Genomic DNA, 24111 nt, shown 5'->3' with positions numbered 1-24111 from the left:
CCAAAATTTAGTGTAATAAAGACGAGAATAAACTTAAAAATGTATATGCATACATAACAAGGAGGAGAGCATATGTATTCTTTTTTACAAAGACTTGGTAGAAGTCTGATGTTACCCGTTGCAGTTTTGCCAGCTGCAGCATTATTAATGGGGATTGGTTATTGGATTGACCCTAGTTGGGGGGCAAATAATCCAGTTGCAGCATTTATGATTAAATCAGGAGCATCAATTCTTGATAATTTAGGAATGTTATTTGCTATTGGTGTTGCGTTAGGGATGGCAAAATCACGTGATGGTGCAGTTGCTTTAGCAGCTGTAGTTGGTTTCTTTGTCGTTACCAATGTTTTAAGTGCACCTTCAGTTGCTAACTTAATGCACATTAAACCTGAAAAAGTAGATATTGGGTTTACGAAAATTAACAATGTATTCATTGGTATTTTAATTGGTCAAATTGCTGCAATGACGTTCAATAAATTCCATAATACAGAATTACCTGCAGTATTGGCATTCTTTAGTGGACGCCGTTTAGTACCAATATTAGTTTCATTTTTTGCAATGATTTTATCAGTTGTTTTATTATTTGTTTGGCCAGTTTTATTCGGTGGTTTAGTTGCTTTTGGTAAATGGATGGTAGGATTAGGTGCAGTAGGTGCAGGTTTATTTGGTTTCTTTAACCGTTTATTAATTCCAACAGGTTTACACCATGCGTTAAATGCTGTATTTTGGTTTGATGTTGCTGGTATTAATGATATTGGTAAATTCCAAAGTAAAGATGCCGTTAAAGGTGTTACAGGTATGTATCAAGCAGGATTCTTCCCAGTAATGATGTTTGGTATTCCTGGTGCTGCTTTAGCGATGTATCATTCAGCTAAAACAGCTCGTAAAAAAGCTGTTGCAGGTATTTTCTTAGCAGGTGCGGTTACAGCATTTTTAACAGGTGTTACCGAGCCGATTGAATTTTTATTCTTATTTATTGCACCTGTTTTATATGTAATTCATGCAATTTTAACAGGTTTATCAATGTTTATCGCTGCTAGTTTCCACTGGACAGCAGGATTTGGTTTCAGTGCAGGATTTATTGATTATGTATTGTCGTTTAAAAATCCAAATGCTAACCAACCTTATATGTTATTAGTATTAGGTGCCATTTACTTTATTTTATACTATGTAATTTTCAGACTTGTGATTAAGTGGTTAGACATTAAAACGCCTGGTCGTGAATCAGAGGAAGAAATTGCACAAATGGCAGCTGATCAAGAACGTACAGATGCTTTTGAAAATGGTGATACAGTAGTTCAATCATCACAACATACAAATGGTAAATACGATCACTTAGCACAACAAGTTATTGCTGGTGTGGGTGGTAAAGAAAATATTGAAACTGTTACAAACTGTGCAACGCGTTTACGTTTTGAGTTGAAAGATAACAGTATCGTTGATGAAGCATTAATTAAGCGTGCGGGTGCTGCTGGCGTTATGAAAGTTGGTAAAAAGAACGCACAAGTAATTATCGGAACACATGTACAGCAAGTAGCAGATGTAGTAGATGAGTATTTAAAGTAATTGTATGATTATCAAAACAGTCCTTCGGGGCTGTTTTTTATTTTCTATTCTTCTTTTTTATTGGCATATGTATTACTTTATTAATTTTTCACATTTTATTTTAAAGTTTATAATTTATTTCGTTAAAGTGATAACTCAATACCATAATACAATTTTTGGATATTCTGTTGTTTTGTATGCGGTTTCATTTTATAATATATTTATCTGAATTGTTAGAATATTATAAAATCAAAAAGGGGTATTGAAATGACTTTATTATTAACTGGCGAAAACTTATCAATTGAGGATATTCGTTCTTTTTTAAATTCGAATGATAAGGTAGAAATTTCAGAAGAGGCTTTAGTTCGTGTTAGAAAAAGCAGAAAAACTGTTGAAAAGATTATTGAAAATAAAGAAACGATTTATGGTATTACGACTGGGTTTGGTTTATTCTGTGATGTTTTAATTGATCATGACAAATGTACCCATTTACAAGAACATTTAATTCGTTCACATGCATGTGGTGTGGGTCAACCTTTCCATTCAAATGTGTCTTTAGTGATGATGGTTTTAAGGTTAAATACGATGTTAAAGGGTCATTCTGGTGTGACTGAAAGTTTAGTTGATCAGTTGGTATTCTTTATCAATCATCGCATTATTCCAGTGATTCCTGGGCAAGGTTCATTGGGGGCATCTGGTGATTTGGCACCTTTATCTCATTTGGCATTGGCATTGATTGGTGAAGGGGATGTTGAATACGAAGGGAAAATCCTTCATAGTAGCGAAGTTTTAAAATCGTTAGGTAGAGGTCATCTTGAATTACAAGAAAAAGAGGGACTTGCTTTAATTAACGGCACACAAGCGATGACAGCTCAAGGAGTTATTAATTATATTGAGGCTATTGATATTGCATATCAAGCTGAATGGATTGCTGCTTTGACACATCAAGCTTTACATGGCATTACAGATGCATATCATGATAATGTTCATATTGTAAGAAACAATGACTGTCAGTTAGGTGTTGCAAGACGTTTGATGAATTGGTTAGAGGGATCAAAATTAACGACACGTCAAGGTGAGCTGCGCGTTCAAGATGCATATTCACTGCGTTGTATTCCACAAATTCATGGTGCAAGTTTTCAAGTATTTGAATATGTAAAAGAAAAATTAGAAGCAGAAATGAATGCAGCAAATGATAATCCTTTAATCTTTGATGAAGGCGATGAGACATTAGTTATTTCAGGAGGAAACTTCCATGGTCAGCCTGTAGCATTTGCTTTAGATTTCTTAAAGATTGGGTTAAGTGAATTAGCGAATGTTTCAGAACGCCGTATTGAACGTTTAGTTAATCCTCAACTTAATGGTGATTTACCAGCATTCTTATCACCAGAACCAGGCTTACAAAGTGGGGCAATGATTATGCAATATGCTGCTGCTAGTTTAGTTTCTGAAAATAAAACATTAGCACATCCAGCAAGTGTTGATTCAATACCATCGAGTGCCAATCAAGAAGATCATGTATCGATGGGAACAATCGCTTCAAGACATGGCTATCAAATCTTAGAGAACGTTAGAAATGTACTTGCAATTGAATGTGTAATTGCTTTACAAGCAGCAGAGATTAAAGGGATAGAAAAGTTATCTGAGAAAACAAAAGCAAAGTATGAAGAATACAGACATATCGTACCAACGATTGATGAAGATCGCCCATTCCATAAAGATATTAAATGTGTATCTGATTATTTGAAGAAACAAGCGTATGAGGGGCATATATTAGTGAAGTAGTTAAAGTAATTTTAAATCTAAAAGAGGCGCTATGCAATTAAGCATAGCGCCTCTTCATTTCATTATTTTGTTAAATAAGACTCGTAATATTTACGTCCTTTTTCTAAGTCTAAACGACCTTCCCATTTAGCAATAACTAATGTTGATAATGAGTTACCAACAACGTTTACTACAGTACGCATCATATCTAAAATACGGTCAATACCGATGATTAATGCTAAACCTTCTGGGTGAATGTTCATTGCTGTTAATGTTGTAATTAATACTACTATTGATGTACCTGGAACTGCAGCCATACCTTTAGAAGTTAACATTAATGTTAATAAAAGAATTAATTGCTCTGTTACTGATAAGTGTACGCCATACATTTGAGCAATTGTTAATGCTGCGATTGATTGGTACAATGCTGAACCATCTAAGTTGAATGTATAACCAGTTGGTACTACGAAAGATACGATTTCTTTAGGAGCACCGAATTTCTCCATTTTGTCCATGATAACAGGTAATACTGTTTCAGAACTTGATGTTGAGAATGCTAATAATAACTCATCTTTTAAAATACGTAATAAGTGGAAGATGTTAACCTTACACATAGCAGCAACTGCACCTAATACGACTACAATAAAGAAGACCATTGATCCTGATACAACTAATGCTAATTTACCTAATGGAATTAAAGCACTCATACCAAAGCGCATTACGGTTACTGCGATAAATGCGAATACACCAATCGGTGCATATTTCATAATTTGATTTGTCATCCAGAAGATAACGTCTAAGAATCCATCAAAGAATGCGCGTACAGGTTCACCTTTTTTACCGATTGCAGCTAATCCTAAACCGAAGAATACGGCAAAGAAAATTACTGGTAATAATTGACCTTCCGCCATTGATTTAATAATATTTGTTGGAACAATATTTACAATTGTATCAATCATATGATTACCATATGTTGTTTGTGCAGCAGCTTCTGCGTTTGTAGTATATTTTGAAACGTCACCTTTAGATAATTTTGATGTATCAATACCAACACCTGGTTTGAAGATGTTTGCAAAGATAATTCCTAAACCAATAGCGATTGTAGTGATAACTTCAAAGTATATTAATGTTTTCCAGCCATAACGACCTACAGTGTGCATATCACCTGAACCAGCAATAGAAATTACTAAAGAACAGAAAACGATAGGAACAACGATCATTTTAATTAAGTGTAAGAAAATATCACCAAATGGCAGGAAATAGTTAACGAGGTCATCACGACCGTTTAATAGGCCACCAACGATGACACCTAATACTAATGCAATTAAGATTTGCATTGGTAAACTTAAAAATTTACGTTTCTTTTTTACTTCTGTAACTGAACTCATTTTTCCATCCCTCATTTCTTGCGTACTTATAAATTTTAGTTGTAAATTGCAAATTAGTCAATGTAAATATTTAAAAATATTTATTATTCAGAAAATTGGGGGCGGTTACATTGGATGCTATTGGTTGAAAATGGTCTTTTCATTTCGAACAATTTTTATTATTTTAATATCAACATTACCTTTGACAGCACGCGTAATCATGCAGTTTTTCTCCGCTTGTTCAGTATAACGAATCAATCTTTTATCGTCATATTTCTTGTCAGTTTGATCAGTTGAATCAACTAAATGTACTTCGTATTCAATTGATTCATAATTTAACACATGATTGGTTTTTGAGACAGTAGCGGTACCTTCTACATGATTGATTTCAACAGAAATATTATTTTTGTGAAAAAATGAAGAGAGCGTAATCGTAAAACAAGTAATCGCAGCTGACAACAATAACTCATCAGGATTTGTTCCAACATCAGGACCATCCATTTCTTTCGGAATAGAAATCTTCGTCTTTAAATTCCTATTATCAATCGTACCTTGACCATGATAACCACCACTAAATTTTGCAGTGCAATGAAATTGATGTTGCATATTATTACCTCCGGATTGAATATTTTCTAATGATTCAAATTAAGTTGATCGTTTGATTCAATGAATATCTATAATACTAGATACAAAGCAATTAATGATTTTAATATATATTTTACATTAATTAAGCATTTCTTAAAAAATAATTAATATTACATTGTTAACCTAATCATATCAATGTGAGGAGGAAATGTAATGAAAAAATTAATTGCAGGATCATTATCTATTGCATTAATCTCATCATTTGCAATGGATTCAGCACAAGCAGCTTCAAAAAATAAAGTAACGAACGTGGCTCACCGTGGGGCGAGTGGATATGCACCAGAAAATACAATTGCGGCATTTGATAAAGCAGTGCAAATGGGTGCTGATTACTTTGAAATTGATGTACAAGTATCTAAAGATGGCAAGTTAGTATTAATTCATGATAATACAGTGAATAGAACAACAAATGGAAAAGGGTTTATTGGTACAAAAACACTCGCAGAATTAAAACAATTAGATGCAGGATCATGGTTTAATCCATCATTCCAAAATGAAAAAATTCCAACATTCGAAGAAGTATTAGATAGATATAAAGGGAATAAAATCGGTATCTTAATCGAATTAAAATCACCAGAATTATACCCTGGTGTTGAAGAAAAAGTAGCAAAGGCATTAAAAGATAGAAACTTAGATAAGCCAAGTAATAATAAAATTATTATTCAATCGTTTAACCATTTATCAGTACAAAAGTCTAAACAATTATTACCTAATATCCCACATGGCGTATTGTTATACAGTAAAACACCAATGTCAGATGACTTATCATTAAAACGATTTAGCCAATATGCGGATTATTACAATCCATCAAAATCATCAATCACAAAAGAATTAGTAGACAAAGTACATCGCTATGGTATGAAAGTAGAACCTTATACAGTAAGAAAATCAGAAGAAGTTGATCCATTATTACAAGCAGGCGTAGATGGAATTATTACAGATTATCCTGATTTTATGTATGGAAAAACAAAAAGAAAATAAAGATGAATTATGAGGAATTCCTCATAATTCATCTTTATTATAACTATGACTCAGCTTACGCTGAGTTTTTTAGTTTATTGATTTTGTAGTGCTTTTTCTTTTTCAATTATAGCATTATAAACTTCCTGTGCATTTGGACCGTCATAATAACCTTGCTCAATTGCATACTTCGTTTGAATTTCGCCAGATGTTAGTCCACTAGAAGCATTAGAATTTGAATCATTATTTGAATCTATATCATCTGCAGCATTACTAGATTTATATAAATGGTCATATTTAGAAGCGGCAGGATTATCTGGATAAGGATTGCTTCTATAAACTGATTTTTCTTGTCCTGATTCTACACGTAATGAGCTCTCATAGGCATTTACAGCACTACCTTCCATAACATTACCTTGTGGAATAATACCATTTTGAACGGCATTGTTATAAGCTGTAACTTTATCAATTTCTGAATAATTACCATAAATAATTTTTTCTAAATCAGCTCTAGATGTAATGTTATTAATATTAATTTGTTGAACGGTATTTTCAATTTTTTCTGGCTGTTTGATTTCATTTGAAGGGACTTCATTTGATGTTTCATTGTTATTTTCTTTTGATTGCTTAATTTTTTCTTTAGCTTTTTCAGCTTTGCTTGATTCTTTTTTCTTGTTGTCTTCTTTTGTCACTGATGTTTTTGTTTCAGTTGTTGATTTTTCTTCTTTTTTTGTATCATCGTTATTGCCGCATGCTCCAAGTAATAAAGTTGTTGCAATTAATGTACTTCCGATAACTTTATAATCCATATAAACGCACCCCTAATATTTTATATCGTTATCGTTATTGTACACATATTTTTCCTTTTGTAGTATATATTTTGAAGTCGATTTTATAAATAAATAGGGGAATAAAAAAATTGATATAAAAAAAGAGCAAAGTCGGATGACTTTGCTCTTTTTCGAAACAATGATTAACGAGAGTAGTACTCAACGATTAATTGTTCATTGATTTCAGCAGATAATTCTGAACGTTCTGGAACGCGTACGAATGTACCTTCTAATTTTTCTGCGTCGAATGTTAAGTATTCTGGTACGTGGTTTGATAACTCAACTGATTCAGCAATGATTGCTAATTTTTGAGATTTTTCACGAACTGAAATTACTTGACCTGGTTTTAATTGGTAAGATGGGATATCTACACGAGCGCCATCTACCATGATGTGACCATGGTTAACTAATTGACGTGCTTGACGACGTGTACGTGCTAAACCTAATTGGTAAACAACAGCATCTAAACGTGAAGCTAATAATGCCATGAAGTTAGCACCGTGAATACCTTTCATTTTACCAGCACGGTCAAAGATTGTGCGGAATTGACGTTCGTTGATTCCGTACATGTAACGTAATTTTTGTTTCTCTTGTAATTGTAAACCATACTCAGATAATTTTTTACGTTGGTTAGGACCGTGTTGTCCTGGTGCGTAAGGGCGTCTTTCTAATTCTTTACCAGTGCCGCTTAATGAAATACCTAAACGACGAGATTTTTTCCAAGTTGAACCTGTAAAACGAGCCATATTGTGACTCCTCCTCTTTTTTGTTTTTTATGCAAAAAACAAAAACATGATAAATGCTAAAGCCGATATAGTGTCATTCCGTGTCTTCGCCTTATAGCTTCGGTTACACAACACGCCAACATAGGGGACACCATAGCGCGACTTAATATTTATCTGCTATCTTCGTTTATTCACATAGATGTTATTATATCATGTAACGCATGTATGTCAACAACATATTACACTAATTTTGCTAGATGTTTTTCAAGGACTTTTACGAATGCTTCTAATCCGATTTGATCTTGTTCTGTAAATCGATTTTTGATTGGCGCATCGATATCTAACACGCCAAATATTGTTTGGTTGATTGTAATAGGGATAACAATTTCTGATTGGCTTCTCGCATCACATGCAATATGTCCAGGGAAGGCATGAACATCGTCGATTCGCATTGTTTTCTTTTCACTGACTGCTGTGCCACACACACCTTTACCTACTGGTATTGTGACACACGCCGGCATTCCTTGGAATGGTCCCAATTGTAATTGTCCATTTTTCATTGTGTAAAAGCCAACCCAATTGACATTTTCTAAATAGAAGTTTAATAGTGCACTTGCATTAGCCAAATGACTGACGATGTCATTTTCTCCTGTTAATAGTGCGTCTAATGTTTTATTTAATGTATCATAATCTTGAATCATCTTAGCATCAAACATAAACTCATCCTTTCGTGTGTTCATTCTATTTCGGTTTATATTGATAATAGTGTATACGATTTGTATGAAAATTAACAAGAAAATGTTTTATCCGATACTATTTTTCGTTATAATAGTAAATAGTACTGCGAGAGGAATGAATTAAATATGATTTACGTTATCGTTGGCATTATTGTATTGATATTAATAGTAGTCGGCATTTTATTTTATTTAAGAAATGCGAGACGTAAGAATTTAGAATTATTAGAAGCAAGAAAGAATGAAGTGAAAGCATTACCATTTCAAGATGAATTGGTTAAAGTAAAAGCATTAAATTTAGAGGGTCAAGCTAAAGTTAAGTTTGAGCAGTGGAAAAAAGAATGGCAAACAGTGCTTAATGAAGAGATTAAAGCAACTGAATTAACAATTAATGATGCTGATGAGGCTTTGGATAAATTTAAGTTTGCTCAAAGCGAAGAAAAGATTGCTGAAAGTAATCAAATCTTAGATCAAATTGAAAAGAAGTACAAAAACTTCACAGAGATGATTGAGCAATTTGTTAAACAAACAAAAGAAGACGAAATTAAGCATGAAACATGTAAAACGATTTACCGTGAAGCTAAGCGTGATGTATTAGCGAATCGCCATCAATATGGTGAAGCGGCAAATCCATTAGAAGAACAAATTGAAACATATGTGCCTCGTATCGCAGATTATGAAACAATGATTACTAAAGGCGATTATGATGATGCACATGCAGCCATTACAAAATTACACGAAGAAATGACGCTTTTAAAAGAAGATATGGATGAAATTCCATTATTAATTAAAGATGTTCAAAAGGAAATCCCAGGTCAATTTCAAGATATCCGTTTTGGATGTCGTGATTTAAAACTTGAAGGTTACAATTTAGAACATGTGAAAGTAGATAGTAATTTACAAACGTTAAAAGGTAAATTAAATTTAGTAGAGCCTTTAATTGCAAGATTAGAATTAGATAAAGCTGAAGATATTATTAATGAAATCAATGACTCAATTGATGAAATGTTAGAATTGATTGAATTAGAAGTTAAAGCAAAAAATAATGTGCTTAAGACGAAAGAGTCTATTACGGATCAATTATTCTATGCAAAAGATATGAATTATACGATTCGTACGGAAATTGAATATGTAAAAGAGAATTACTTTATTAATGAAGAAGATGTGCAAAAAGTACGTCAATTTGATAATGAAATTCAAAATTTAATTACAGTCTATGATGAGATTTTAATGGAAACTGCAAAGTCTAGTGTTCGTTTCACTGAAGTTGAAGACAATTTAAAGTATATTGAAGAACATGTGAAAGTCATAAACACAAATCAAGATAAGCTACAAAAACATTTAACGTCACTTCGTCAAGATGAAGAAGAAGCACAAAAGAATATCTTATCTATTCAAAGTAAGAAAGAAGAGATTTATAGAAGATTATTGGCTTCTAATTTATCGAGTGTGCCAGAACGATTCATCATTATGAAAAATGAAATCGACATCGAAACAAGAGAAGTACATCAGTTGTTTAATAAACGCCCAATTCACGTTCAAAAAGTACGTGATAAAGTCAATAAAGTGATGATTACAATGAATACATTTGAATCAGATGCTCTTGATGTATTAGAACATGCTAAATATGCTGAAATGTTAATTCAATATGGTAACCGTTATCGTAAAGATCACAGTGATGTGAATAAGGATTTAAACGAAGCAGAACGTCTATTTAGCAATAACCGTTACAAACGTGCAGTTGAAGTTGCTGAAGCTGCGATTGAACGAGTTGAACCAGGTGCTTCTAAGAAAATTGAATCACAAGCATTAAAAATGTCATAAACACAACTAAGCTGGGACTTTTGTCTCAGCTCATTTTATTGGAGGTAAACATGATTTATTTAGATAACAGTGCAACAACAAAGCCCGATCCAACGGTTTTAGATACGTTTGTTAAAGTAAATACATCGTATTATTTCAATCCAAATAGTCCACATGAAAAAGGATTAGAAACAAGCAAATTATTAGAAAACGCAAGAACACAAATAAAATCTGTTTTAAAGTTAGATAAGCAAGACGTGATCTTTACTTCAGGTGCGACTGAATCGAATAATTTATTAATTACAGGTATGGCACGTGCGAAAAAACAATTTGGGAAAACAATTATTACATCGAAACTTGAACATCCTTCAGTTTTAGAAACAGTTAGAGCACTTGAAGATGAAGGGTTTAATGTGAAGTATGTGCGTTTTAATCAAGATGGCACATTGGATTTATCACATTTTGAGTCATTGCTGAATCAAGATGTGATTTTAGTAAGTTTAATGCATGTGAATAATGTTATGGGATACATTTTCCCAATTGAAAAGGTGTATGATATATTACAAAACTATCCGAAAGTACATTTTCATGTCGATTGTGTGCAGTCTTTTGGTAAAGTCGCCTTACCGATACAATGTATGGATAGTTTTAGCTTAAGTGGTCATAAATTTAATGGATTAAAAGGACAAGGATTACTTGTATTTAATCAATTAAAAACGATTACACGTACAGTCTTTGGTGGGGGTCAAGAGTATGGTTTTCGTTCTGGTACTGTAAATGTGGCAAGCAATGTGTCATTAAGTAAAGCCATTCGTTTAGCTAATGAACATCAAGCAGTACTAAGTGGGAAATTGTATCAATTCAAATCGCATTTAGAAGAAGCGGTTAAAGTATATCCTGGCATTCAAGTGAACTCTAAGAAGGATGGCGCACCTCATATTGTAAACTTATCGTTTATTGGAGTGAAAGGTGAAGTTATTGTGAATAGCTTCTCTAAACGTGGTATTATGATTTCAACGACTTCTGCTTGTAGTTCTAAGCGAAGTAAATTAAATGAATCATTGTTATCACTTGGTGTCAGTGATGAAGCAATTACTGGAAGTGTGAGAATATCTTTCGATCAATACACTAAAGCTGAAGATATTCATCAATTTATTGAAGCATTTAAAGAAGTTTATGAAGAAATGGGAGACTTATTAAAATGAAATACGATCATTTATTAGTACGTTACGGTGAATTAACGTTAAAAACCGGTAATCGAAATACATTTGTAAATCAATTAAAAAGCAATTTGAAGTATGCTTTAATACCACTAGAAGGGTATAAAGTGTTAGCCAATAGAGATCGCATGTACATTGAATTAGAACCACATGCTGATGTTGAAGAAATTATTAAACGCGCAAGTAAAGTGTTTGGTGTACACTCAGTAAGTCCTGTAATTAAAGTAGATAAAGATATTGAAGCGATTAAAAAGGCAGCAGTTAATTTAGCACAGGATATCGATGTTGCTGGCAATACATTTAAAGTGGATGCGAAGCGTTCGGACAAAGGCTTCCCTTATGAAACGTTTGATTTACAGCAAATATTAGGTAAAGAAATATTAATGAATGTTGAGCATTTAACTGTAAAGGTGAAGCAACCTGATTATAAAATTATGGTCGAAATTAGACGTGATGCAGCATATTTATATTCACGTGTCATTGAAGGTGCAGGTGGGTTGCCTGTTGGCACAGGTGGTAAGACTTTATTAATGCTTTCAGGTGGTATTGATTCACCAGTTGCAGGGATTGAAGTGATGAAACGTGGTGTTACGATTGAAGCCATTCATTTCCATTCACCACCATTTACAAGTGAAGAAGCAAAGCAAAAGGTCATTCAATTAACAGAAATTATGGCAGAAACAACAGGCGAAATTAAATTACACTTAGTACCGTTTACTGAGATTCAAAAGACCATCCATAAAGTCGTTCCTGAGAATTTAACGATGACGTCTACAAGAAGAATGATGTTAAAGATTGCAGATCGATTTGCACATCAAATTGAAGCAAAAGCGATTGTTAACGGTGAAAACTTAGGACAAGTTGCCAGTCAAACTTTAGGTAGCATGTATGCGATTAATGCGGTTACAACAATGCCAATTTTAAGGCCATTACTTACATATGATAAAGATGAGATTGTCATTAAAGCGAAAGCAATAGGGACATTTGAAACGTCTATTCAGCCATTTGAAGATTGTTGTACGATTTTTACACCTAAAAATCCAAAAACAAATCCAAGATTAGACCGAGTAGAACATTTCGAAGAAAAATTTGATTTCGATACGTTAATAAACGAAGCAATTGAGGGTATAGAAACATTAACGATTACAAAACACCAATCACAAAATAATCAGGATTTTAGTGATTTATTGTAATGTATTTGTAAATCATTTAATGAAGAAAAGAGTGGTTTTATGTTAACGGATAACGTTGTCATTGCGCATCGAGGCGCAAGTGGCTATGCACCAGAACATACATTTTCGTCATTTGATAAAAGCCATTATGATATGCATGCAGATTATATAGAAATTGATGTACAAATGACGCTTGATGGTGAAATCATTGTAATGCATGATGAAACGACGGATAGAACGGCGAACTTACCTGGTGTCATTAAAAATATGACTTTAAAAGAAATTGAATCGTTAGATGTTGGGAAATGGTTCAACGAAAAGTTTCCTGAAATGTATCAAGAAGCTTATGATGGACAAAAAGTACCGACATTACGTGCTTTGATTGAACGTTATGGAAAAGCTAACTATTATATAGAAACAAAAGCACCAGATATTTATCCAGGCATGGAAGAGCGATTACTTCAAATATTAAATGAATATCAATTACTTACACCTGAACGCTTAAAAAATAAGCAAACTGTGATTCAGTCATTTAGTTTAGAAAGTTTAATTAAAGTCAATCAAATCAATAAAGATTTGCCATTATTGCTTCTTGCTAAAAAAGGTGTATTAAGACAAATGACGGATGAGGATTTAAAGAAAATTCATCAATTTGTGTATGCAGTTGGGCCAAATATAAAAGATTTAGATGCACCACTCATTGAAAGAATGCATCAAATCGGCTTTTTAGTGTTTCCATATACATTAAATGATGAAGTATTAATGGAACAATTGATCAATGAAGGTATTGATGGTGGATTTACGAATTACCCAGATTTACTAAGAAAACAATTTAGAAAAGACGATAGCGAAGTATTTGAATAAACGCATGGGATTTTGAAATCCCATGCGTTTTATTCTTATTTAAAAAACGTTTCTCTTTTAGATTTAATCCACTCATCTTCATCTTGATTTGAATTTTTTACAAATTCATTGACTAAAATATCATGCCAAATGAAATTTTTGAGTAAATAGATTTGTGTTGGATCTTGTGTATAATATGCTAACGACTTAACACTTAAATCATTACCGTACAGCATTTCATTTTGATTATTGATGAGTATAAACCATTTTTCGTTATGAAGATTATTTGTATAAGTTGTTTGACGATGCGTGATGACATGTTCATAGGATGCGGTCTCTTCAAACACAATGCCTTTAACTTCAATGTTTGGATTGCATGCAGCAATTTTTTCAGAAATGCATTTATAAATGGCTGGGAAGCATGATATATAAATGGTCTTTGCATTTTTAATGATTTCTTCTATTTTGTCTTTTATATGCATTTCTTGATGGAAAGTTTGAATCAGTAGAGTTTCATTTTGTGTTTTCGGTAATGCTTCAAATTGTGTTTCAAGCGAGCGGATGACATCGTTATACTGTGTTTGAAATTTTTGTAGTAATTCAGAGTAATCTAGCGCTGTGTATGTCGTTTGTTCTGCCTCATGTTTAAATACGATACCTTTTTCAATAAGCTTCGTTAATGTGTCGTATATACGTGCTCTTGGTACAGTAGATGTTTTACTGATTTGATAACCATTTGATTGACCATTTTGTATTAAAGCGATATAACATTTGGCTTCATAAGTATTTAAGCCGAAATGGGTTAATTGTTGAATCATTGTTTCTATAGAATGTTCACTCATAATCATTCTCCTATTTACGGATTTTATGTTTTATATTATAGTTACTATTATAGTAGTAACTAAAGGGGATATCAAATATGGACATACAAATATTATTGATGATCATTGTTTTTGGCTTTTTAGCTGCGTTTATTGATTCCGTTGTCGGAGGTGGAGGATTAATTTCCATTCCAGCATTGCTTGCAACAGGCATGCATCCAGCGATTGCACTCGGTACAAATAAATTGGCAAGTTCATTTGGTTCTTTAACGTCTACCATTTCATTTATTAGGTCTAGAAATGTGGATTTAAGAGTGGTTGGTAAGTTATTTCCATTAAGCTTTTTTGGATCAATATGTGGTGCGACGACTGCAACGTATTTACCTCCTGAATATTTAAAACCTATTGTAATTGTCATGTTAAGTATTGTATTAATTTATACATTAACAAAAAAAGAATGGGGCAATGAAAGTACGTATACAAAATTGACACCTAAAAAGGCATTTTTATTTGTTTTTGTAATTACATTTATCGGTTTTTATGATGGTTTTCTAGGTGGTGGTACTGGTAGCTTTTTACTATTTGCATTTTTGATGATTGGGTTTGACTTTTTAAAAGCTGCAGGCAATGCAAAGTTTTTAAATTTTGCGAGTAATATAGGTGCATTACTGCTGTTTATTATTTTAGGTAAAGTAAATTATGTTTATGGTTTAAGTATGGGTGTTTCTATGATTGCTGGGAGTTATTTCGGAAGTCAATTTGCCATCCGTAAGGGTGTCTCATATGTCAAAATATTATTTATTGTTATTACTGTATTATTGATTGGTAAAAATGCAGTCGATTTTGTAGTAAAACATTTGCTTTAAAATAAAATCAGAAACATTACGTTTCTGGTTTTATTTTTTTATACAATTATTGGTATACTATATATGAAATAAATATTAGAAGGGAAGATTTTATGTCTAAGCGAATTATTGCAATGATTATTGCAGCCGTTTTATTTATTTTTGCAATTGCATCAAGTTTATTTACATCAAGTTTTCAAGAATCATTTTCTAAAGATATGAGTCAATTAGAGAATGTAACTGATTTAAATGAATCAACCATCAGTGGTTCTGATAGTAGCAATAAAATTGCTCGTATCAACGTAGAAGGCGTGATTCAAGATGGTGGCGGTTCTTTATTTGATGAAGGTTATAATCATCAAATGACGCTAGAGGCTTTGGATAAAGTCATTAAGTCAGACAGTATTAAAGGTGTATTATTGGTTGTAAATTCACCGGGTGGTGGCGTTTATGAATCGAGAGAAATTTATGAAAAGCTATTAAAAGTTAAAGAGAAAAAGAAAAAAGTATACGTTTCTATGAAGAATATGGCTGCTTCAGGTGGCTATTATATTTCAGCTCCTGCAGATAAAATCTTTGCTTCAAATGAGACGATCACTGGTTCTTTAGGTGTTATTATGCAATCTATGAACTATAAAGAACTCGCTGAAAAATATGGCGTGAAATATAATACAATTAAAAGTGGAGCACACAAAGACATTATGAGTCCTACTAAAGAAATGGACAAAGAAGAACGAGATATTTTACAGGCATTGGTTAATGAAAGTTATGATGGTTTCGTTCAGGTTATTTCTGATGGAAGACATATGGATAAAGCAACCGTTAAAAAGATTGCAGATGGTCGTATTTATTCGGGTATGCAAGCTAAAAAATTAAAATTAATTGATGAAATTGGTTTAGAACAAGATGCATTAAAAGCATTGAAAAAAGAGATTAAATCAGATAAAGCCGAAGTGATTGAATTTAATCAAGAGGGCGATTACTTTAAAGATTTATTAAAGAAAAGTAGCATTACTTCAAGTTTATTCGGTAAATCTGATTTAGAAACAATTAAATCATTGGTAACAAAACGCCAAGGCTTACAACCAATGTATTTATATGGGGAGTAGGTGAATGAATGAACTCGTATTATGGAGACCAAAGTTTTGAAAGTTCTAAACAAACAGTAGTCACTGAAGATTCAAGATTTCGATATACAGAAGATTTAAAGTACGTTTTAAAAGCTGGTTTTGGTATAAGAATGTGTGCCTATATCATGGACTTAATTATCGTTTTTTCAATCGCTAAAATCCTAATCGGACCAATCATTCATTTTGGACATTTAGAAGATGTATACTTAGGTATAAAAATGTTCAGCATTGAGAATATATTAAATGCGATTGTATACTTTAGTTACTTTATTTTTATGACATTTTTCTTTAAACAAACGTTAGGGAAAATGATTTTTCAATTAAAGGTTCATAGTAAATTAAAGCAATTAACCTTTATGCAAGTGCTGACTCGAGAATTATTTGGTCGTTATATTTGCAATTTTATCGCTTTACTTTATTTAGTGGTGCTTTTCAATCCGAATAAAGAAGGCATTCATGATATGTTGAGTGATACTTGTGTAATTAAAGAAAATAAAGCTTATTTATTAAAGACCGTAAGAAGCTTATAGGTTTAAATAGTTTAAGTTACTTAAAAATCATGTTAAAGTATTACTATACATATAGGAGGTATAACAATGACAAACATTACATTTAAGAACAACCCGATTACATTATTAGGTGAGCAAGTTACAGTAGGTAGTGTAGCCCCTGATTTTTCAGTTTTAGCAAATGACTTATCTGTAAGAACATTAGCTGATTATGAAGGTAAGAAGAAACTTATCAGTGTCGTACCTTCAATCGATACTGGTGTTTGTGATCAACAAACACGTAAATTTAATGAAGAAGCAAGCAAAATTGAAAACGCTGTAGTATTAACGATCTCAAATGACTTACCATTTGCTCAAAGCAGATGGTGTGCAGCAAGTGGTTTAGATAATGTTGTAACATTATCAGACCATAAAGATTTATCATTTGGTATGAATTATGGTGTTGTCATCGAAGAAATGCGTTTATTAGCGCGTTCTGTATTTGTATTAAATGAAAACAATGAAGTTGTTTATGTTGAATACGTAAATGAAGGTACAGACCATCCAAATTATGACAAAGCAATTGAAGCTTTAAAATCAATTTAATAAATATAAACTGCCCTTTAGGGGCAGTTTTTCTTTGAGGTGCGAAATGATTGAAACATTATTTAAAATGATTGATGAAAAAACGAAAGCATTACAAGCAGAAAATGGACATAGCTTCATTGAAAATTTAGGATTAAGTTTAGAGCATATTTATACATCTGAACGTGAAACGTTAGAAAAAAGTACTTTAGCGGATCGACGTAAGGCATTTCAATTTGCATATTTAAGTATGTTAAAAGAAGAAATGATTCAGCCGAATCACCAAATTACGCCAGATAGCATCGGTTATTTATTAAGCTATATGGTAGGTGCATTTACGAAAGGACAAACTTCAATAGAGGTATTAGATATTACCAGTGGGACTGGACATTTATCAGCTACATTAAATGAACAAAATCCAGATTTAACATTAATCCATCACCTTGTAGAGGTTGACCCTGTTTTATCACGTGTAAGTGTTCATTTGGCCAACTTCTTAGAAATTCCATTTGATGTTTATCCAGTAGATGCCATCATGCCTTTACCAGTGCAAAATATGGATATCGTTATTGGTGATTTACCTATCGGTTATTATCCGTTGGATGAAAGAAGTCATGAGATGCGTTTAGGATTTAAAGAAGGGCATAGTTATAGCCATCATTTATTAATAGAACAAGCGATGAGTGCATTGAAACCTGGTGGATTAGCATTTTTAATTGTGCCAAGTTTATTATTTGAAGGAGACAATGTAGAACAGCTTCAAAAATTTATTGCAACAGATACAAATATGCAAGCCTTTCTAAATTTTCCATCCAACTTATTTAAAACAGAAAATATGAGAAAAAGTTTATTGATATTAGAAAAGAAATCAGAAAATAAACAGAATTCTATTGAAGTTTTACTATCAGATATCCCTGATTTTAAAAACAATCAAGGGATGCAATCATTTTTAAAAGGCTTTGATACATGGTTGACAGAAAATCGACAAAAATAACTTCTGTTATATTGTTGAAAATAATCTGTATTAATGATTAAATATGAATGAAGTAAAAATTTTAGGAGGATTCCCCCATGACAAAAATTATGGCAATTAATGCCGGTAGTTCATCGTTAAAGTTCCAATTATTCGAAATGCCAGAAGAGAAAGTATTAACAAAAGGTTTAGTAGAGCGTATTGGATTAGAAAAATCAGTTTTCTCAATCACAGTAAACGGTGAAAAACATACACGTACTTTAGACATCAAAGACCACGAGCAAGCAGTAGATATGATGTTAGAGCGTATGATTCATTATGGTGTTATCAAAAGTGTTGATGAGTTAGATGGTACAGGACATCGTGTCGTACAAGGTGGAGACTTATTCCCAACATCAGCTTTAGTTGACAGAGATGTAGAAGAAAAAATCGGTCAATTGATTGAATTAGCACCATTACACAATGCAGCAAACTTAATGGGTATTCAAGCATTTAGAAGAATGTTACCAAATATTCCTCACGTAGCAGTATTTGATACATCATTCCATTCAACAATGCCTGAATCAGCATTCTTATACAGCTTACCATACCAATATTACACACAACATAAAGTACGTAAATATGGCGCACATGGTACAAGTCATAAATACGTATCTCAACGTGCAGCTGAAATGATGGGTAGAGACGTTGAAGGATTAAAAATCATTTCTTGTCATATCGGAAATGGTGGATCAATTACTGCAGTTAAAGACGGTAAATCAATTGATACATCAATGGGCTTCACACCATTAGCAGGTATTACAATGGGAACTCGTACTGGTGATATCGACCCAGCTACAATCCCTTACTTAATGGAGAAATTAGGTAAATCAGCATCTGAATTATTAAATGTATTTAATAAAGAATCAGGTGTATTAGGTATAACAGGTATTTCAAGTGATATGCGTGATATCGAAATCGCAGCTGAAAAAGGCGAAGGCCGTGCACAAATCGCATTAGACATTTATGTTGATCGTATTTTAAAATACGTAGGTGGTTATGCAGCAGTAATGGGCGGCGTAGATGGTATCTTATTCACTGCAGGTGTTGGTGAAAATGCTGATACGATCCGTGAAGCGGTATGTGAAAAATTAGGTTACTTAGGCGTTGAATTAGATAAAGAGAAAAATACAGGTTTACGTGGTAAAGAAGCATTTATCTCTACAGAAAATTCAAAAGTAAAAGTAATGGTAATCCCAACTGACGAAGAAGTAATGATTGCACGTGACGTTATGGAATTCGGTAAAATTGGTGCTACTGGTACTGAGTATCATATTTAATTATTCATAATCAAAGCATAAATTAAATAGCATTCATAAATATTAAACCACTAACCATCAGAATTCATTTCAGATGGTTAGTGGTTTTTTATGCAAAAAATCACTCAACGATTTGTATCATTGAATGATTAAAGTACCTGGATTTATTTACAATTGAAACTCAGCTTGTTTTTTGATTGGTGCTAATCCAAAGTTTGATAGAATGCAATTTAGGTTTAAATTTTTGTTGTTATAGATAAATTTCATTTGATGTGATTTTTTTTCTAATAAATCTGTTGTTAGTTCTTTTATTTGTTTTAGAAGTTGATATTCTTGATTCATTTCGTCTTCAGATAAAGTAGTTATGACTAAAGTGTTGACTTGATGCGTGTCTTCCCAAATAACGATTTGTGTTTCTTCATTGATTTCTTCAGATACGACTTCCCACACTTCTAGGTTCTTGTTTCTGATTGTTCGGCTTAAATATTTCATCAAAATCACCTTCCTATAATTTCATAATTGTATGTAATATCTATATTATGAGTGTTATATTATCGTTTGTGAATAGAATGGCAGGATTATTAAGGTAGAAATAAGGTTACGTTCTGTATATACCGAACGGATTATCCATAATTTATTTCATTTGGAAGTGTACATCGTTTTGATTACGTTTTAAGGCTTTGTTTTATTGCTTTTTGTTTGGAGAATTTGGAAGGGAAAATAAAAAGAAAAGGGCTAAATTTTAACCCTTTTCTTTTTATTATTTACGCTTTAAAATTATTAATTATTTACGTTCTAAAATATCTTTAGTAGCAACTTCTGGTTCGAAGTTGTCTGGCATTGTTTCAGTACGTACGACTAATACATCACATTCTGCATTACGTACAATCGCTTCAGACACTGATCCAATGATGAATCGTTCTACAGCATTTAAACCTGAAGAACCACACATAATTAAATCTGCATTTAATTTTTTAGCAATTTTTTTAGGGATAATTGATTTTGGAGAACCATACTCAATTAAAGTTTCTACGTGATTTACGCCACGACTTTCTGCTGCTTTTTTGTAACCATTTAACAATGTTTCAGCAAATTCTGTTGCTCTTTCAGAAATTGAACGATCATATGCTTCCACACTTGCAAAGCTTCTTGTATCAATGACATTTAATACATGTAAAGTCGCATCGTTACGTTTAGCAACTTCTACTGCTTTGTTAAACGCCCATTCCGCTTCACTTGATCCATCGACAGCAATTAAAATATTTTTGTACACTAACATATTGATGACCTCCTAATTTTACGTCCTTTTCTTACTTTTATTATATCACTTTTTTAAATATATTACTTAAAAATATTCAGAATATAAAAAAATGTTTGCGCTTTCACGGTAAAGTGTTAATATAGATGTGTATTAAACATTATTGGGAGGAATTTTAAATGATTATTGGTATTCCAAAAGAGATTAAAAATAATGAAAACCGTGTAGGTTTAACACCAGCGGGGGTGCACGCATTAGTTGAAAATGGACACACTGTTCGTGTTGAATCTGGTGCAGGTATGGGTTCATATTTCACTGATGAAGATTACAAAACTGCTGGTGCAGAAATTGTATCTGTAGATGCAGCTTGGGATGTTGAAATGGTCATTAAAGTTAAAGAACCATTAGAAAGTGAATTCGGTTACTTTAAAGAAGGTTTAATTTTATTCACATACTTACACTTAGCACCTGAAGTAGCTTTAACTAAAGCGTTAATTGATAAAAAAGTAGTAGGTATCGCTTATGAAACAGTTCAATTACCAACAGGTGGTTTACCATTATTATCACCAATGAGTGAAGTTGCTGGTCGTATGGCTACACAAATTGGTGCGCAATTCTTACAAAAAACAAATGGTGGTAAAGGTATTTTATTAGCAGGTGTTCCTGGCGTTGAAAAAGGACGCGTTACAATCATTGGTGGGGGACAAGCAGGTACGAATGCAGCGAAAATGGCTGTTGGTTTAGGTGCAGAAGTAACAATCTTAGACTTATCTCCAGTTCGTTTACAACAATTAGATGATTTATTTGGTAATCAAGTACAAACATTAATGTCTACACCATTAAATATTGCTGAATCAGTTAAAAATTCTGACTTAGTAATTGGTGCCGTATTAATTCCTGGTGCAAAAGCGCCTAAATTAGTAACAGAAGAAATGATTAAATCAATGAACCCTGGTTCAGTAGTGATTGATATTGCAATTGACCAAGGTGGTATTTTCGAAACTTCTGATCGTATTACAACACACGATGATCCAACATTCGTGAAACATGATGTTGTTCACTACTCAGTAGCAAATATGCCTGGTGCTGTACCACGTACTTCTACTATGGCATTATCAAACGCAACAATTCCTTATGCATTACAAATTGCAAATAAAGGTTACAAACAAGCTGCTTTAGACAATGAAGCAATTCTTAAAGGATTTAACACTTTAGATGGCCATGTAACATTTAAAGCAGTTGCTGATGATCAAGGTTTAGAATACGTTGATGCAAAATCTTTATTAGTTTAATTAAATATTAAAATAAAAAATGACGGCATATCAGTTCAGTTACTGATTGCCGTCTTTATTTTGTTTAAGTTATATATATTAGATATTACACAATCTTCGTGCCGTGTACTTCTTTAAAAGGAATGAGTTCAAGTAGTTCTGGTAGATTATCTTTATTTAATCCACCACCAGGCATGATTTCAATGTTGCCTTTTGAATGTCGTAAAAGACGCGCCAATTGTGTTACGTTATCAAGGATAGAGGTTGTTGCATCATGACTGCCGTGTGTTAATATTCTTTTAACGCCTAAATCAATCAATGTGTCCATTGCTTTTAATTGTGATCGGTAAGGTATTTGATCAAATGCCATATGCATAACCACTGGGATGTTAGTTTGCTGTATTAAATAGTGCATAGTTTGTTGATCAAGTGACTGATCTCTTGTCAATGCGCCAAATACAAAGTAGTCTACATTTAATTCTGATAGGGCAATGATATCTTCACGCATGATTTCTTTTTCGAATAAATCATACGTGAAATCACCACCACGCGGTCGAATCATTACTGCAACCTCAACATTTAACGGATGACAATATTCTATTGCGAGCTTCACCATGCCATAACTCGGTGTTGTGCCACCGACTGACAAGTTGTCACATAGTTCTATACGATTGGCACCTCGGTTAACTGCATGGATGATATCTTGAAAAGTTTCAACACAAGCTTCTTTTATCATTATTTTTCGTATCCTGTTAAAATTTCATAACCTGTTTCAGTCACTAAAATATCATCTTCTACGCGTACGCCAACTTCGTTTGGATAGTAAATGCCTGGCTCAATCGTAAATACCATACCCGCTTTTAATGTGTTTTCATTTGAACTTGAAATATCCGGGAATTCATGAACACTAATTCCTAATCCATGTCCTAAACGATGCGGGAAGTATTCGCCATATCCTTTTTCTTCAATATAATCTCTTGCAGCAGCATCGATGTCTTTAATTGTTACACCTGGTTTAACCAATTGAATTGCACGTTGATTTGCTTCAGTGACAATTGCATGTATTTCTTGATGTAATGCCTTTGGTGTTCCGAAAGCAACAGTTCTTGTAATATCTGAACAATAGCCATTGTAAATGACACCTAAATCAAATAATACATATTCGTTGTCTTCTAAAGTACGTGTTCCTGGTGTACCATGTGGGCTTGCTGCATGATCTCCAAATAACACCATTGTTGAAAAACTCATGCCACTGATACCTTCAATTTTTTTCATATGCGATTCTATGATTTGCACGACTTCGCTTTCTGTAATGCCCACTTTTAAGTTTTTTACACCGATTGCTACCGCTTCATCAGCATACTTTGCAGCTTGTTTTAAAATTTCAATTTCTTCAGGTGTTTTAATATTTCTCATATCTTTAATGATTTGATCTATCGATTTGAAATGTTCAATGCCGAAATGTTTGATCATTTGTTTTTGACGCGCTACTGTAGTGTGTTCTTCTTCAATGAATAATGTTGATTCTTTAGATAATTGGATTGATGATTGTACTTTTTCATAGGCATTTTCTGTATCTAAATAGCCAATTACATTAAGTTCAGATGCTGCTTTTGCATCATTAATTTCCATATTTGGTGTGATTAACGTCGCATTTTCATTTGTTACATATAACGCCGTAACGCGTTCATGAGGATCTGAATAAAATCCTGAGAAATAATTAATATTGTCAGGGGTTGATATCCAAACATGATTGATGTTGTTTTGTTTCATCATTTCTTGTAGTTGTTTTAGTGTAGTTTTCATAATGTCCCTCCATATTTGCTTATCTATACTC

Annotated in this window: 24 protein-coding genes; 14 read left to right on the top strand and 10 right to left on the bottom strand. The window is 32.8% G+C overall.

The features are described 5' to 3' along the window. Positions 1-72: 72 nt before the first annotated feature. Entirely contained in the window at positions 73-1563 is a 1491-nt protein-coding gene (gene nagE, locus ER639_RS06090; protein ID WP_129064884.1) for an N-acetylglucosamine-specific PTS transporter subunit IIBC, read from the top strand. Positions 1564-1809: 246 nt separating this feature from the next. Continuing rightward, on the top strand, positions 1810-3327 hold the full coding sequence (gene hutH / locus ER639_RS06085; RefSeq protein ID WP_129064883.1) for a histidine ammonia-lyase: 1518 nt from the start codon (positions 1810-1812) through the stop codon (positions 3325-3327). A gap of 62 nt (positions 3328-3389) precedes the next feature. On the opposite strand, the gene ER639_RS06080 is transcribed toward hutH, so the two are convergent. After that, positions 3390-4694 carry a cation:dicarboxylate symporter family transporter gene (locus ER639_RS06080; RefSeq protein ID WP_129064882.1) on the bottom strand — a complete coding sequence of 435 codons (1305 nt, stop codon included), beginning with the start codon at positions 4692-4694 and terminating at the stop codon, positions 3390-3392. A gap of 117 nt (positions 4695-4811) precedes the next feature. Beyond that, positions 4812-5279: an OsmC family protein gene (locus tag ER639_RS06075; protein ID WP_129064881.1), complete on the bottom strand. Its 468-nt coding sequence runs from the start codon at positions 5277-5279 to the stop codon at positions 4812-4814. 192 nt (positions 5280-5471) lie between these two features. On the opposite strand from ER639_RS06075, the gene ER639_RS06070 reads away from it, so the two are divergent. Next, positions 5472-6299: a glycerophosphodiester phosphodiesterase gene (locus tag ER639_RS06070; protein ID WP_129064880.1), complete on the top strand. Its 828-nt coding sequence runs from the start codon at positions 5472-5474 to the stop codon at positions 6297-6299. Positions 6300-6373: 74 nt separating this feature from the next. Here the strand turns inward: ER639_RS06070 and ER639_RS06065 are convergent, their stop codons facing one another. The 3 genes from ER639_RS06065 to ER639_RS06055 all read right to left on the bottom strand — a co-directional run bounded on the left by ER639_RS06065 (position 6374) and on the right by ER639_RS06055 (position 8549). Next, positions 6374-7087: a hypothetical protein gene (locus ER639_RS06065; protein ID WP_129064879.1), complete on the bottom strand. Its 714-nt coding sequence runs from the start codon at positions 7085-7087 to the stop codon at positions 6374-6376. Positions 7088-7251: 164 nt separating this feature from the next. Continuing rightward, a complete protein-coding gene (rpsD, locus tag ER639_RS06060; RefSeq protein ID WP_129064878.1) occupies positions 7252-7854 on the bottom strand; it encodes a 30S ribosomal protein S4 in 603 nt (200 codons plus the stop codon). A 218-nt stretch (positions 7855-8072) separates the two neighbouring features. After that, positions 8073-8549, bottom strand: a complete 477-nt coding sequence (locus ER639_RS06055) for a GAF domain-containing protein (RefSeq protein ID WP_129064877.1) — start codon at positions 8547-8549, stop codon at positions 8073-8075. 147 nt (positions 8550-8696) lie between these two features. On the opposite strand from ER639_RS06055, the gene ezrA reads away from it, so the two are divergent. The 4 genes from ezrA to ER639_RS06035 are packed head-to-tail and all read left to right on the top strand — an operon-like array spanning position 8697 to position 13626. After that, on the top strand, positions 8697-10391 hold the full coding sequence (gene ezrA / locus ER639_RS06050; RefSeq protein ID WP_129064876.1) for a septation ring formation regulator EzrA: 1695 nt from the start codon (positions 8697-8699) through the stop codon (positions 10389-10391). A gap of 50 nt (positions 10392-10441) precedes the next feature. Continuing rightward, complete coding sequence (locus ER639_RS06045; RefSeq protein ID WP_129064875.1) at positions 10442-11575, top strand: cysteine desulfurase family protein; 1134 nt, start codon at positions 10442-10444, stop codon at positions 11573-11575. Beyond that, complete coding sequence (thiI, locus tag ER639_RS06040; protein WP_129064874.1) at positions 11572-12783, top strand: tRNA uracil 4-sulfurtransferase ThiI; 1212 nt, start codon at positions 11572-11574, stop codon at positions 12781-12783. Before ER639_RS06045 ends, thiI begins: the two co-directional genes overlap by 4 nt. Positions 12784-12822: 39 nt before the next feature. Continuing rightward, on the top strand, positions 12823-13626 hold the full coding sequence (locus ER639_RS06035) for a glycerophosphodiester phosphodiesterase (RefSeq protein WP_129064873.1): 804 nt from the start codon (positions 12823-12825) through the stop codon (positions 13624-13626). A gap of 35 nt (positions 13627-13661) precedes the next feature. On the opposite strand, the gene ER639_RS06030 is transcribed toward ER639_RS06035, so the two are convergent. After that, entirely contained in the window at positions 13662-14447 is a 786-nt protein-coding gene (locus ER639_RS06030) for a TrmB family transcriptional regulator (protein ID WP_164993372.1), read from the bottom strand. A 77-nt stretch (positions 14448-14524) separates the two neighbouring features. On the opposite strand from ER639_RS06030, the gene ER639_RS06025 reads away from it, so the two are divergent. The 6 genes from ER639_RS06025 to ER639_RS06000 all read left to right on the top strand — a co-directional run bounded on the left by ER639_RS06025 (position 14525) and on the right by ER639_RS06000 (position 19766). Further along, complete coding sequence (locus ER639_RS06025; RefSeq protein WP_129064871.1) at positions 14525-15292, top strand: sulfite exporter TauE/SafE family protein; 768 nt, start codon at positions 14525-14527, stop codon at positions 15290-15292. Between the two features lie 92 nt (positions 15293-15384). Continuing rightward, a complete protein-coding gene (sppA, locus tag ER639_RS06020; protein ID WP_129064870.1) occupies positions 15385-16380 on the top strand; it encodes a signal peptide peptidase SppA in 996 nt (331 codons plus the stop codon). An 8-nt stretch (positions 16381-16388) separates the two neighbouring features. Continuing rightward, on the top strand, positions 16389-16931 hold the full coding sequence (locus ER639_RS06015; protein WP_129064869.1) for an RDD family protein: 543 nt from the start codon (positions 16389-16391) through the stop codon (positions 16929-16931). 66 nt (positions 16932-16997) lie between these two features. Next, a complete protein-coding gene (gene tpx / locus ER639_RS06010; RefSeq protein ID WP_129064868.1) occupies positions 16998-17495 on the top strand; it encodes a thiol peroxidase in 498 nt (165 codons plus the stop codon). A 46-nt stretch (positions 17496-17541) separates the two neighbouring features. Beyond that, positions 17542-18468, top strand: a complete 927-nt coding sequence (locus tag ER639_RS06005) for a class I SAM-dependent methyltransferase (RefSeq protein ID WP_129064867.1) — start codon at positions 17542-17544, stop codon at positions 18466-18468. 77 nt (positions 18469-18545) lie between these two features. Further along, positions 18546-19766 (top strand): acetate kinase, encoded by a 1221-nt coding sequence (locus ER639_RS06000; RefSeq protein ID WP_129064866.1) that lies wholly within the window; start codon positions 18546-18548, stop codon positions 19764-19766. Positions 19767-19913: 147 nt separating this feature from the next. Here the strand turns inward: ER639_RS06000 and ER639_RS05995 are convergent, their stop codons facing one another. After that, positions 19914-20237, bottom strand: a complete 324-nt coding sequence (locus ER639_RS05995; RefSeq protein WP_129064865.1) for a hypothetical protein — start codon at positions 20235-20237, stop codon at positions 19914-19916. A 292-nt stretch (positions 20238-20529) separates the two neighbouring features. Continuing rightward, the gene (locus ER639_RS05990) at positions 20530-21024 is read right to left on the bottom strand and encodes a universal stress protein (protein ID WP_129064864.1); all 495 of its coding nucleotides are present in this window, start codon (positions 21022-21024) and stop codon (positions 20530-20532) included. A 158-nt stretch (positions 21025-21182) separates the two neighbouring features. Here ER639_RS05990 and ald point away from each other — a divergent pair, with 158 nt between their 5' ends. Next, entirely contained in the window at positions 21183-22295 is a 1113-nt protein-coding gene (gene ald / locus ER639_RS05985; RefSeq protein WP_129064863.1) for an alanine dehydrogenase, read from the top strand. An 85-nt stretch (positions 22296-22380) separates the two neighbouring features. On the opposite strand, the gene ER639_RS05980 is transcribed toward ald, so the two are convergent. Both ER639_RS05980 and ER639_RS05975 read right to left on the bottom strand, forming a co-directional pair. Continuing rightward, entirely contained in the window at positions 22381-23010 is a 630-nt protein-coding gene (locus ER639_RS05980; RefSeq protein WP_129064862.1) for a copper homeostasis protein CutC, read from the bottom strand. Next, the gene (locus ER639_RS05975) at positions 23010-24080 is read right to left on the bottom strand and encodes a M24 family metallopeptidase (protein WP_129064861.1); all 1071 of its coding nucleotides are present in this window, start codon (positions 24078-24080) and stop codon (positions 23010-23012) included. Before ER639_RS05975 ends, ER639_RS05980 begins: the two co-directional genes overlap by 1 nt. Positions 24081-24111 lie beyond the last annotated feature (31 nt).

It is taken from the genome of Macrococcus sp. DPC7161, from assembly GCF_004117835.1.
In the GTDB taxonomy this organism is placed as follows: domain Bacteria; phylum Bacillota; class Bacilli; order Staphylococcales; family Staphylococcaceae; genus SDSC01.
This window is presented reverse-complemented; position numbering and strand designations above follow the sequence as displayed.